11 protein-coding genes are annotated in these 12,511 nt (G+C 61.5%); 6 read left to right on the top strand and 5 right to left on the bottom strand.

Going from position 1 to position 12,511, the window contains the following annotated elements; all coding sequences use genetic code 11:
• A partial coding sequence (locus Q0L57_RS27890; protein WP_296746297.1) for a type I secretion system permease/ATPase occupies positions 1–1,642 on the top strand: 1,642 nt, incomplete at its 5' end.
• Positions 1,617–3,047, top strand: a complete 1,431-nt coding sequence (locus Q0L57_RS27885) for an HlyD family type I secretion periplasmic adaptor subunit (RefSeq protein ID WP_296746296.1) — start codon at positions 1,617–1,619, stop codon at positions 3,045–3,047. The genes Q0L57_RS27890 and Q0L57_RS27885, both read left to right, overlap by 26 nt.
• 338 nt (positions 3,048–3,385) lie before the next feature.
• Here Q0L57_RS27885 and Q0L57_RS27880 read toward each other — a convergent pair whose 3' ends face one another.
• Positions 3,386–4,204, bottom strand: coding sequence for a phytanoyl-CoA dioxygenase family protein (locus Q0L57_RS27880; RefSeq protein ID WP_296746295.1), 819 nt, complete (start codon positions 4,202–4,204; stop codon positions 3,386–3,388).
• A gap of 85 nt (positions 4,205–4,289) precedes the next feature.
• Here Q0L57_RS27880 and Q0L57_RS27875 point away from each other — a divergent pair, with 85 nt between their 5' ends.
• Positions 4,290–5,189 (top strand): LysR family transcriptional regulator, encoded by a 900-nt coding sequence (locus tag Q0L57_RS27875; protein ID WP_296746294.1) that lies wholly within the window; start codon positions 4,290–4,292, stop codon positions 5,187–5,189.
• 142 nt (positions 5,190–5,331) lie between these two features.
• On the opposite strand, the gene Q0L57_RS27870 is transcribed toward Q0L57_RS27875, so the two are convergent.
• The 3 genes from Q0L57_RS27870 to hutC all read right to left on the bottom strand — a co-directional run bounded on the left by Q0L57_RS27870 (position 5,332) and on the right by hutC (position 8,866).
• Positions 5,332–6,693, bottom strand: coding sequence for an FAD-linked oxidase C-terminal domain-containing protein (locus tag Q0L57_RS27870; protein ID WP_366940956.1), 1,362 nt, complete (start codon positions 6,691–6,693; stop codon positions 5,332–5,334).
• Between the two features lie 204 nt (positions 6,694–6,897).
• Complete coding sequence (gene hisC / locus Q0L57_RS27865; protein ID WP_296746292.1) at positions 6,898–8,007, bottom strand: histidinol-phosphate transaminase; 1,110 nt, start codon at positions 8,005–8,007, stop codon at positions 6,898–6,900.
• Between the two features lie 97 nt (positions 8,008–8,104).
• Positions 8,105–8,866, bottom strand: a complete 762-nt coding sequence (gene hutC, locus Q0L57_RS27860) for a histidine utilization repressor (protein ID WP_296746291.1) — start codon at positions 8,864–8,866, stop codon at positions 8,105–8,107.
• A 425-nt stretch (positions 8,867–9,291) separates the two neighbouring features.
• On the opposite strand from hutC, the gene Q0L57_RS27855 reads away from it, so the two are divergent.
• Genes Q0L57_RS27855 through Q0L57_RS27845 form a run of 3 tightly spaced genes read left to right on the top strand, consistent with a single transcriptional unit; the run spans position 9,292 to position 11,918 of the window.
• Positions 9,292–10,122, top strand: a complete 831-nt coding sequence (locus Q0L57_RS27855; protein ID WP_296746290.1) for an ABC transporter substrate-binding protein — start codon at positions 9,292–9,294, stop codon at positions 10,120–10,122.
• Between the two features lie 42 nt (positions 10,123–10,164).
• Positions 10,165–11,133 (top strand): amino acid ABC transporter permease, encoded by a 969-nt coding sequence (locus Q0L57_RS27850; protein WP_296746289.1) that lies wholly within the window; start codon positions 10,165–10,167, stop codon positions 11,131–11,133.
• On the top strand, positions 11,130–11,918 hold the full coding sequence (locus tag Q0L57_RS27845; protein WP_296746288.1) for an amino acid ABC transporter ATP-binding protein: 789 nt from the start codon (positions 11,130–11,132) through the stop codon (positions 11,916–11,918). The genes Q0L57_RS27850 and Q0L57_RS27845 overlap by 4 nt, the downstream gene beginning before the upstream one ends.
• A 123-nt stretch (positions 11,919–12,041) precedes the next feature.
• Here the strand turns inward: Q0L57_RS27845 and Q0L57_RS27840 are convergent.
• Positions 12,042–12,511, bottom strand: a 470-nt coding sequence (locus Q0L57_RS27840; RefSeq protein WP_296746287.1) for a succinylglutamate desuccinylase/aspartoacylase family protein, incomplete at its 5' end; no start/stop codon positions are given.

The raw sequence follows: 12,511 nt of genomic DNA, 5'->3' as shown, positions 1-12,511 counted from the left end.
GCTGCTCTTCCAGGTCGTGATCGACAAGGTGTTGGTGCATCGTGGCTTGAGCACCCTGGAAATCCTGACTGTCGGGCTGGTCGCGATCGCTGCCTTCGAGGCCGTTCTGGGCGGACTGCGCACCTATCTATTCGCCCATACGACCAATCGCATAGACGTCGAACTCGGCGCGCGCCTCTACCGCCATCTGATGGCGTTGCCGCTTGCCTATTTCCAGGCGCGGCGCGCGGGAGATTCGATTGCCCGTGTGCGGGAGTTGGAGAACATCCGCAACTTCCTGACGAGCTCGGCACTGACGCTCGTCGTCGACCTTGCCTTCACCATCGTCTTCCTGGGCGTCATGGTTGTCTATTCGCCGCTCCTTACCCTGGTCGTGCTGAGCGCCTTCCCGGTCTACATCGGCGTTTCAGCGGGAGCGACGCCGCTCTTCCGTAAGCGTCTAGACGAGAAGTTCAGATGCGGCGCCGAAAATCAGGCGCTGCTGGTCGAAAGCGTCACCGGCGTGGAGACGCTCAAGGCCCTGGCGGTCGAACCGCAGATGCAGCGCCGCTGGGAGGAACAGCTCGCCGCGTATGTGGGGGCAAGCTTCAGCGTGCTGAGCCTGGGCAATACCGCGAGCCAGATCATCCAGTTCGCGAGCAAGATCGTCACCGCCGCCATCCTGTTCTTCGGCGCGAAGCTGGTGATAGACGGCCGGCTGACGGTCGGCGAGCTGGTGGCTTTCAACATGCTGGCCAGCCGCGTGAGCGCCCCGGTGCTGCGGATCGCCCAGATCTGGCAGGATTTCCATCAAGCGCGCATTTCGGTCGCCCGACTTGGCGATATCCTCAATACGCAGCCAGAGCCGTCGTTCGGGGCGGGCCGTGCCTCGCTGCCACCGATCCGCGGCGAGATCACTTTCGAGCATGTCAGCTTCCGCTACCGTGTCGATGGGCCGGAAGTTCTTCACGATGTGAGCTTCCAATTCCTCCCCGGCCAGACCATCGGGCTTGTCGGCACGTCCGGCTCGGGCAAGAGCACGATCGCCAAATTGATCCAGCGCCTCTACGTGCCCGAGAGCGGCCGGGTCCTGGCCGACGGCGTCGACCTTGCCATGGTCGATACCGCATGGCTGCGGCGCCAGGTTGGCGTGGTGCTGCAGGAGGACGTGCTGTTCAACCGCTCGGTGCGCGACAACATCGCCCTTGCGGACCCGGCCATGCCGATGAAGGACGTCATCGCCGCCGCCGAGCTGGCCGGAGCCCACGAGTTCATCCTTCAGTTGCCGGAAGGCTACGACACAGTGATCGGGGAGCGTGGCTGCTCGCTCTCAGGCGGGCAGCGCCAGCGGATCGCCATCGCCCGGGCGCTTGTCGGCGACCCGCGCATCCTGATCTTCGACGAGGCGACGAGCGCGCTCGATTATGAGAGCGAACGCATCGTACAGGACAATATGCGCAGCATGGCGGAAGGGCGCACCGTCATCATCATCGCCCATCGCCTGTCCATGGTGCGGCATGCCGACCGCATCATCACCATCGACCGCGGCCGAATCGCCGAGGATGGCACGCATGACGACCTGATCCGGTCGAACGGCCGTTACGCCAACCTGCATCAACTGCAAGCGGGAAACACCAATGGCAGCCGCCGGAAACATCGTTGAATTTCCCGCACGGCAAGTTCGCCGACGCGATCATGAGATCGCTTTCCTTCCCGCGGCGCTCGAGGTGATGGAGACACCTCCCTCCCCCTTGGGTCGGGCCATCGGCGCGACCATCATCCTGTTCTTCTGCGCCGCCCTTGCCTGGGCCACGATCGGCAAAATCGACATCGTGGCAACGGCTCCCGGCAGGGTCGTTCCCGATGACCGCGTGAAGGTCGTCCAACCCTTCGAGATCGGCGTCGTGCGAGCCATCCACGTGCGCGACGGCGCCTCGGTCAAGGCCGGAGACGTGCTCATCGAACTCGATCCGACCGTGAGCACTGCCGAGGCAGACCACATCAAAAGCGATCTCGTCGCCGCGCAGCTCGAGGCGGCGCGGCTTCGGGCGGCCCTTGCGGGTCACGCCAATCCCCTCGATGACTTCGTCGCTCCAGCCGATGCCAGCCAATCGCTGGTCGACATGCAGCGCCATTTCCTCGTGATGCAGACTGCCGAGCAGGACGCGAAACTCGCCGAGATCACTCGCCAGCTCGGCGAGAAAGAGGCGGAGAGCGAAACCATCACAGCCACTATCGCCAAGCTGCAGGCTGTTCTGCCTCCGCTCCAGGAGCGGGTCTCGGTGAGCAAGAACCTCTACGACAAAGGACTTGCCTCAAAGATTTCCTACCTTACCGACCTGCAGGATCTGGTTGGCCAGGAGCATGACCTCCCGGTCCTGGAGAGCCGCCAACGCGAGGCAGACGCGGCTGTCGCCGTGTTGAAGGAGACACGTGCCCGGACCGAGGCCGAATATCACCGCACGTTGTTCGACGATCTCGCGAAGGCGGAGCAAAAGGCAGCTGGCCTGACCCAGGATATGAAGAAGGCCGAGCAAAGAGCAAGGATGCAGACGCTGACAGCACCTGTGGACGGCGTCGTTCAGCAGCTTTCCGTTCACACGATCGGAGGTGTCGTCACCCCGGCGCAGGCGCTGGCCGTCGTCGTTCCAGCCGATGCTTCGCTCGAGATCGAAGCGATGGTGTCGAACAGCGACATAGGCTTTATTTCTCCTGGACAGGAAGCGGAGATCAAGGTCGATACCTTCAATTTCACTCGCTACGGGCTCCTGCACGGACGCGTGCTGGGTATCTCGCACGATACCGTTGCAAACGACAGACGCAGCGACGCCGGAGCCGACCAGTCGTCGACGACGGGGAACTCCGACGCCGGCTCGAAGGGCCAGGAAGCGACCTACGTGGCGCGTGTCTCGCTCGACCGCACGAGGATGCAGATTGAGGGCAGATCCGCTGAACTCTCGCCCGGCATGTCGGTCACGGTCGAGATCAAGACCGGCTCACGCCGCATCATCAGCTACCTGCTTTCGCCACTCATTCGCTATAAGCAGGACGTGTTGCGAGAGAGGTGAGGCGGTCGCCTGCCGCAGCGAAACCGCCGCCGCAACTACGAGATCGGCTGAAATCGTCGCGATCGCGAGCCGGTCCCTACTCGCATCTACGTGGCCGGTATCGTCCTGCCGCCGAGCGTGGTGCCGGCCGTCGCCGGTGTGATGCCGGCGACAAGCTTCTTTGTTTCCCAGGCGAGGGTCGGGGATCGCAGATCCGAAACACGAAATCCAAATCCCGCGCAAGAAATCGAACGGCAAACGGCGCAGTGACCGAATGCGTGCGACGCGACAAAACCTGGCAACTTCTCATTGTGCCATTGGGCTTCGCGAACGCTCGGTCGGTCATCTCGATGAGCTGATCAGCCGACGTCGCGCAAGGCGTCGCGCCGGAAGATCGTCGGGAACCAATCTTCGCGCAGCTTCTCGCCTGCCGACATGCCATGGCCGGGATAGGGAGGCGAGGTACGCCCGGGGCGCTGGACATAGCGGGCATCGTCGCCCACGAGCCGCAGGGAGAAGGCCCTCCGGCGTGTCGCCGCTTCGTTGCCGCGTGCGCCATGAAGAGTCATGTAGTTGAAGGCGACTGCATCGCCCGGCTCCATTTCCCATTCGCGGATGTCCATGCCCTCGGCATCGGGATCGGGAACCGGGATATAGGTGTCGCTATCGGCGTAGAAATTCTCTTCCGAGAGCCAGCGCGTCGGCAATACCGGTTTGGGCCAACGATGCGAGCCGGCGACGCATCGCAGCGAGGCTTCGCGCACCGGATCCAGCGGCGACCAGAAGCTGACCGTCTGCATCCCCTCGACGAAGTAGTAGGGCCCATCCTGGTGCCAGGGCGTTGGCTTCGAAGTGCCGGGTTCCTTGACAAGAACATGGTCGTGGAAGAGCTGGACCGAATTCGACCCCATCAGCTCCGCGGCAACCTCGCCGGCCGCCGAGTGACGGATCACTCTCCCGAATTCCGGGATGCGCTCCCAATTGCAATAATCATCGAAGAAGCGGCCTGCCTCGCCAGGCTTGAGGTTTTCGGCGCCATATTGGCTGGGCTCCGCCATGTTGCGGGCGACACCAGCCCGAAGCGCTTCGACGTGGTCCTTGAACAGCCCGCGCACGAGCACGACGCCGTCACGCTGATAAGCCTCGATCTGTTCCTGTGCGACGAGTGGATGTGACATTGCTTTCTCCCGATTTGATGGTTCGAGCAAACACCCGCTCATTCATAGTTGCAAATAATAAGTATTTTAATATGCTCTTAGGTTCATGCTATATCTTACCCTTCGCCAATTCGAATATATCTCGGCCGTGGGCCGTTTCGGCAGCCTCTCCGGTGCGGCAGCGCAACTCAACGTTTCGCAACCCTCACTTTCGGTCGCCATCACCCAGGTCGAGCGGCGTCTTGCGCGCAAGCTTTTTATCCGACGCAGGGGGGCTCCAGTCGAGCTGACCGATTTTGGTCGGGATTATCTCGCCAAGGTCGAGGACATCCTCTCGCAAGCCCGCCAGTTGGACGATCCTGCCCGCAGCCGGCATGCGACTGTCGGCCGCCTGACCCTGGGGCTATCCGAGGATCTGGCGCCACTTCACATCGGCCGCCTGCTCGATGCCGTGCGCAGCAAGCTTCCAGGAGCGGAGATTCGTTACCGTATCGCCGATTTCGAGACGCTCGCCCGCGACATGCTGCAGTCGCGCATCGACATCGCAGTGACGTTCGACCTCGGTCTCGACGCAAGTTTCCTGCGCCGACCGCTCACATCCGTTCAACCCCATGCCCTCATGCGGATCGACGATCCTCTGGCTGGCTTGAAGGAAGTCAGCCTGAAGGACCTCAGCCAACGCGCTTTGATCCTCTTCGAAGAGGGCCTGTCGGTTAGGCACGTCCTGGGCCTCTTCAGACGGATCGGTGAAGAGCCGATCGTCCACCACAGAGTGCGGGCGCTAGAGGTTATGCGCAGCCTCGCCGCTCATGGCGAAGGCATTGGCATCGCCTATTCAGGACCCTTGGGCGGATCCGCCTATGACGGAGAGCCGCTTGCCAGCGTTCCGATTACCGAGGATTTCGCCTGGGAGCCCATCATTCTCGCCCGCCCGCTCGACGGGTCGAAGAGCGCGATCGTGCATCCCGCTTCGCAAGCCATCGTCGACGCGTTCAACCATGCATAAGCGGGCCTAGCCGAATGCCTTCCATATCGCTGCCCTTGATAAGGTCCGCCGCGGCGCCCGAGACGGGAAGTGGCCTTCGCCGGAAGATTTTGTCGGCGTATCATTTGCGCCAAGAACTGGCGTCCATTTTTAGGCACAAGCGCTAGCTTTTCTCCCAGGATCGTTCGGGCAAGATCTTTCCCGGGTTCATGATGTTCTTCGGATCGATCGCAGCCTTGATGGCCGCCATTACGTCCAGCGCCGGGCCCATCTCGCGTTCCATGTAGGAGCGCTTGCCCTGCCCCACGCCGTGCTCGCCGGTGCAGGTTCCTTCCATGGAAAGAGCAAGCTCGTTCAACCAGCCGATATAGGATTTGGCGGCGGCCCGCTCCGCCGGATTCTGTGGATCGATGAGGATCAAATTGTGGAAGTTGCCGTCACCGACATGGCCGGCAATCGGGGCAAGCAGCCCCCGCGATTGCGCCCTCTCGGCCGCCGCGCCTATGCATTCGGCCAATCGCGAGATCGGCACGCATACATCGGTGCTGATACCCTTGGCGCCAGGCCGTAGACCCAGGACCGCCCAGAACAGATCATGGCGCGCCTTCCACAGCCGCGTCCGCTCTTGCGGATCTGTCGTCCAGTCCAGAGCGGTGGCGCCGAACTCACGCGCGACCTCGCCAAAACGCACCGACAATTCGGCGACGGTATCCGGTGTGCCATGGAATTCGGCCAGCAACAGTGGCGTCTCCGGCAGGTTTAGCTGAGAGTAGGCGTTGACCGCTTTGACCGTGGTTGCGTCCAACAGTTCGATCCGCGCAAAGGGGAGGCCGAATTGGAGCCCGCTGATGACGGCATTGCTGGCAGCTTCGATTGTTGGAAAGGAGCAGCGAGCCGCCGACACCGCCTCCGGAATGCCGCGCAACCGAATCGTCAGCTCCGTGATGATGCCGAGCGTGCCTTCGGAACCGATCAGCAGCCTGGTTAGATCGTAGCCCGCCGCACTCTTGCGCGCCCTGTGCCCGGTACGGATCACCTGGCCGTTCGGCATCACGGCTTCAAGCGACACAACCGCGTCCTTCATCGTGCCATAAAGCACGGCTGTCGTACCCGAGGCACGGGTGGCAGCCATGCCGCCCAACGTTGCATCGGCACCAGGATCGAGTGGGAAGAACAGGCCAGTATCGCGCAGATAGTCGTTGAGGCGGCTGCGCGTCACGCCTGGCTGGACCACGCAATCCATGTCTTCGGCATTGACCGAAAGAATGCGGTCCATCCGCGTCAGGTCGACGGAAATACCGCCCCTTGGTGCGTTGACCTGACCTTCGAGCGAACTGCCTGCCCCGAAGGGAACGACGGGCACGCCGGCGCCGCCACAAAGCGTGACGATATCCGCTACCTCTTCGGTGCTCTCGGCGAAGACCACGCCATCCGGCGGCTGGTTCTCGATCCAGGTGGCTGTGGAACCGTGTTGAGCACGGATGGCAGTGCCGGTCTGGAAACGATCCGCAAACCGATCGCGCATGGTTTGCTCGAACGCGTTGGGAAGGGTGCTTTGTCTCGACATGGCACTCAACTCATTGTTTCGTCCGCAGGCTGCTGGACGGCTCTGGAATGGATCGAGGGACCCCGGCTTGCGGTCGTGAAAAGATATCCTGTCGGGGTCATGACAGCCAACAAGGTAGCCAATCCGTGTGCGCTGGTGGATGGCTGTCCCGTGGCGCCTGCCTCATCTGGACATCCACGCCGCCGCAGCCGTGAGCAGTGCCCGGGTATCGGCGGCCGTACCGGTTGTGACGCGCACCCCCTCGCCATGAAAACAGCGCACCGCTATGCCAGCCGCATGCAAGTGAAGCGTCAGCGCCCCCGCCTCCTCGCCGACCGCGAGCCAGACAAAATTAGCTTTTGAGAGCGCAACCTGGAAACCAAGAGCTGCGAGCCCCTCAGACATGCGTTGTCTCTGCTCAACGCTGGCTGCGATTCGTGCCGTTACCACGTCCCCCTCGGCAAGGGCGGCAAGTGCCGCCGCCTGCGCGGTCGCCGGCAACGGAAATGGCGGCGCAACCGCGTTCGCTGCGGCAACGATACTGCGATCCGCGAGGCAATAGCCGACCCGCATGCCTGCAAGTCCCCAAGCCTTGGAAAAGGTGCGCAGCACGACCAGGTTCTGATGTCGCGAAAGACGCCGTGCGGGAGAGGAAGCAACGATGCCCGGCTCGTCGGCATAGTCGGCATAAGCCTCATCGAGGATAACGAGCGATTGCGCGGGTATGGCATCCAATAAAGCGTCCAATTCGGTCGGCCCAAGCATGGTGCCGGTCGGATTGTTTGGATTGCAGATGATCACCACTCGCGCTTGGGATGCGCAAGCCTGGAGCATCGCTGCCATGTCCAACCGATGGTCGCTGTCCAGCGGCACTTCCACGAGGCGCGCACCCGCGCCGCCGGCAATGATCGGATAGGCCTCGTAGGAACGCCAGGGTGTGATGACCCTGTCGCCCGAGTCGCAAAATGCTCGGATGAGTTGGTCCAGCATGGTGACCGAGCCTGCGGATACCGCAATCATGTCGGATGGCAAGCCATGCCGGACCGCCAACGCTTCCACCAGCGTCTCACCGCGCAGGTCCGGATAGCGATGCGCACCCGCCATGGCCCTGGCCACCGCGGCCAGAACGGCGGCGCTGGGCGGATCTGGCGCCTCGTTGGAACCGAGCCGGTGCGCAAAAACGACGCTTTGTCCCGCCCGCCCCCGCCCATAGCTCGGCAATCCCGCTAGTCGCCCGCTGGGCTTAGGGGCTTCAGCTCCCTGATCGCCGACGGCAAAGATTGGCTTCCGCATAATGGCATCCAAGTTGCACATAGTTGTATATGTGACTTAGATATCATTCACTTGCCTTGCCGCTGTCAAGACGGGCAGGTCACGTCCAGGAGCGCACCTAGCGACCAACGGACATGCGCGCGGCAAGACTGAAGCGAGGACCTGGATGCAAGAAACGTGCGCTGGATGCAATCATACCGCGCGACCATGTGCGGCGACGCAACAGAAGCAAAGGTTCCCCCTGCTTCATTTCGAGTAACTCACAGTTGAACTCGTCAACCAGGACGGCCTGGATGATATGCTCGACCTCTTCCAAAGGCGCAACGGCCATCAGATGGACGTAAGGCGTGATTTTTGTGAAATCCTGCTCCAGATAGTCCGGAGAAAACTGCGGATTTACGTATCTGTCTTCAATCTGCAGAGGCCTTCCATTCTCTCGATGAACCAACAGCGAATGAAATACCGTTGTGCCTGGAACCACATTCAGTTCGGTCGCGATATTAAGGTCGCTATTGACCTCCTCCATCTTGATGACGTCAGTGGTATGGCGATTGCCGCGCGCTTCGATCTCGGACTGTATGTTGCGTAATTCCATGAGCGTGGATTGGCCCTGACGGGCGGCGACGAAAGTGCCTGCACCCTGTCGGCGCACAAGAATGCCTTCGGCGGAGAGGTCCCGCATGGCAATGTGGACTGTCATGCGTGAGGCGCCCAGCTGCTCTGAAAGACGCGATTCAGACGGGATTCGATAGCCTTCCTGCCATTCTCCCGAATTAACCTTCCCCAAAACATGGTTGCGCACCCGCTGCCCCAGCGAAACTCCAATTTCGCCATTGCCGTGCGTCAATTCCTTCTCGGTCCTGGTCGTCGTCTTGCTCATGTCGCCACTTGCCAATGCGTTTCGAGATCGAATGTGCCCACATATTAGTACAACTTCGTCATCCGTGTCAGAACAAAACCGACGCCCCCCTACGACCGCGCTTGACAAGGCGGATTTTGATAAGTTGTATATATTGCTATAGGCATCTTGTCTCTGATGTCTGGCAGGAGTGAAAGATTCGATGGAACGATCGAAAGGAAACTTTGTCTTCGCCTGCAGCACAAGGGGCAAAAGCGCCTGAAATCAGAGAGCTTGAGGCCGGGAACATCGCGCCCACCTACGAGCGAGGCGTTGGCGACGGTTAGCCGCCTTCAACGATCAAGAACTGCGAGCTTCAAGACCAAATCAATAGGGGAGACAAACGCATGCGCAATGAACATTCTAGTCGGGTTCGGTTCGCTTCGACCATCGCAGCAGCATTGTTTTTGGCTGGACTTGCGGGCTCGGCTCACGCCGAAAGCGCCATCTCGACCAAAACGGATCCGAAGCTCAACGCCATGCTCCCGGCCAAGCTGAAGGAGGCCGGAACGATCAAGGTCGCCAGCAACGTCGAATATCCGCCGTTCGAATATTACGACACGGACAACACCACCATCATCGGCCTCGACAAGGATCTGGCGGAAGCGATTGGCCAGAAGCTCGGGGTCAAGCTGGAATTCGAGAATATGAGCTTCGACGCCATCATTCCCGCGCTTGCCGCCAAGCGCTACGACATGGCGATGTCGGCGATGACCGACACCGACGAACGTCGCAAGAAGGTCGATTTCGTCGACTACTTCACCTCCGGTGGTGGTTTCCTGGTCAAAAAGGGCAATCCGAAGAACATCCACGGCCTCGCCGATATCTGCGGCGTCACCGCCGCCATCGACAAGGGCACCACGGAAATCGAGGATGCCAAGAAGGCATCCGAGGATTGCGTGAAGGCCGGCAAGGCGGAAGTCAACGCCAAGGTTCTGCCCGGCACCAGCAAGATCGTGCTGGCGTTGCAGTCGGGCCGGGCCGATGTTGCCATGATCGACACCTCCGCCGGCGCCTATATTTCGCAGCAACACAAGGGTGACTTCGAGGTGCCTGGCACTTCCTATGCGCCGCGACCCTACGGGCTGGTGCTGCCGAAGGAGTCCGACGAGTTGACCAAGGCATTGCAGGCCGCCGTGCAGGCTCTGATCGATGAGGGCACCTACGGCAAGATCCTGGCGAAATGGGGCCAGGAAGTCGGCGCCATCAAGCAGGCCACGATAAACGACGGCAAGTAAGGAGCCAATCGCCACCGGCAGTCAAAATCCTGGGAGTTCGCCATGTCCGTCAAGGAAACCGGTTCCGTGGAAAGGAGCGCCGATCCCACGATCGACTTGGCCATCAGGCCGGCGCGGCACCCATGGCGCTGGGTGGCCGTCGCCTTCGTCGCGCTGCTTGCGGCGATGACGGTGCACACCCTGTTCGCCAATCCCCGCTTCGAATGGTCCGTCGTGGGGCAATACTTTACCTCGGACACGATCCTGCTGGGAGTGCGGCGCACGCTCGAGCTCACGGCCATCGCCATGGTGATGGGCGTCGTGCTCGGCGTGATGCTCGCCGTCATGCGCCTATCCCCCAACCCGGTCCTGTCGGGCTCTTCATGGCTGTTCGTGTGGTTCTTCCGCGGCTCGCCGCTGTTGGTGCAGCTACTCTTATGGTACAACCTCTCGGCGCTTTTCCCGAACATTTCGCTTGGCATTCCCTTTGTCGGTCCGGACTTCGTCCAGCTCGACGCCAACGCGCTCATCACCCCCTATATCGCGGCCATACTTGGCCTCGGCCTGAATGAGGCCGCCTACAGCGCCGAGATCATCCGCGCGGGCATCATCTCCATCGACCATGGCCAGACTGAAGCGGCCCAGTCGATCGGTATGTCGCGCTGGCGGCTGCTGCGACGCGTTGTGCTACCGCAGGCGATGCGCGTCATCATCCCGCCGCTCGGCAACGACACCATCAACATGCTCAAGATGTCGGCGCTGGTCAGCACCATCGCCGTGCCGGAACTGCTCTTCGCGGCGCAGACAATCTATACACGCACGTTCGAGACGATCCCCCTGCTGATGGTCGCGGTGATCTGGTACCTGATCATCGTCTCGGTGCTGAGCGTCATCCAATATTACATAGAGCGTCACTACGCCCGCGGCAGCAGCCGCAACCTCCCTCCCACGCCCCTGCAAAGCATCGGCTCTTTCCTCGGGCTATCGCGCGCCCGTACACTCGACGCCGGTGAGAAAAGGAGCCTGTCATGACCTTTCAGGCAAGGCCACAGGGGAAGCTGATGGTGCAGGCGACAGGGGTACGAAAATCCTTCGGGTCCCTAGAGGTTCTCAAGGGGATAAACCTGTCCGTTTCCAACGGTCAGGTGACATGCCTGCTCGGTCAGTCCGGTTCGGGCAAAAGCACCTTTCTGCGGTGCATCAACCATCTCGAGCGTATCGACCACGGCCGCATCCGGGTGGACGGCGAACTGATCGGCTATAGGGAGCATAATGGCTACCTGCAGGAAATGCACGAGCACGAGATAGCGCGCCAGCGCATCCATATCGGCATGGTGTTTCAGCACTTCAACCTGTTCCCGCACATGACTGTTCTCCAGAACATCGTGGAAGGACCAGTCGGAGTGAAACGGCAACCACGCAACGAAGTGAAGGAACGTGCGCATGCTATCCTGAAGCGGGTCGGCCTCGTTGAAAAGGTCAACGCCTATCCCCGCCAGCTTTCGGGCGGTCAGCAGCAACGTGTGGCGATCGCGCGCGCGCTCGCCATGCAGCCCAAACTCATCCTCTTCGACGAGCCTACCAGCGCACTCGACCCGGAACTGGTGTCGGACGTGCTCGATGTCATGCGTGATCTGGCGGAAAGCGGCATGACAATGATCGTTGTGACCCACGAGATCGGCTTTGCTCGCGAGGTGGCCGATCGCATCGTCTTCATGGCGGGCGGCGAGATCATCGAGGAGGGAAAGCCCGCGGACGTGCTCGGCAACCCTTCTCATCCTCAGACGCAATCCTTCCTCGCCAAGGTGCTTGCTTAGGTGGAGGCCTGTTGTGGATAGCGGTCGCGGGAGCGCAGGCACCCATAACGGCCCCTGCGACATCGCTACCCTCCGATATCGCAATTAGTCACGCCGATGGAAACTGCATGACGGCGCAAACGGTCATGATGGGACCAAAATGCCAATCACAGCTGCGCAGTCTCCGGCCTTGACCAGGCCGGGAAAGTGACGCGCGGCAAGCAGGCCGGAGATCTTGGCTTTGATCTCCCGCGGCGCCTGACCGGTGCGGCCGACCGGATGGATGCGCGCGATGACCTGGCCGTCCTCGACCGGCTCGCCGAGATCGACCATCGTTTCGATCATGCCGTCCTCCTCGGCGAAGGCGAAGCAGTCGCCGGACGGCATGTCGAGCCATTGGGTTCGACTCTTCTCGACCTCACCAGCAGCGATCCCACCATGGCGCAGCACATTGAGAATGCCGCGGCGCGCGATCCCCACGGTTTCAGCGCGCGACGTGCCGCCGCCGCCGAGCTCGGTGGTGACGAACACCTTGCCCATCTCCTCAGCTGCCGTGTCGTACATGCCGACCGCGTCGATCTCGGTCATGCGCATCGAGAACGGCGCCGAGAAGG

This window comes from Mesorhizobium sp. (assembly GCF_024509055.1).
Classification (GTDB): domain Bacteria; phylum Pseudomonadota; class Alphaproteobacteria; order Rhizobiales; family Rhizobiaceae; genus Mesorhizobium.
Note: the sequence above shows the minus strand (reverse complement) of the source record. Positions and strands in the feature narration are given on the sequence as shown.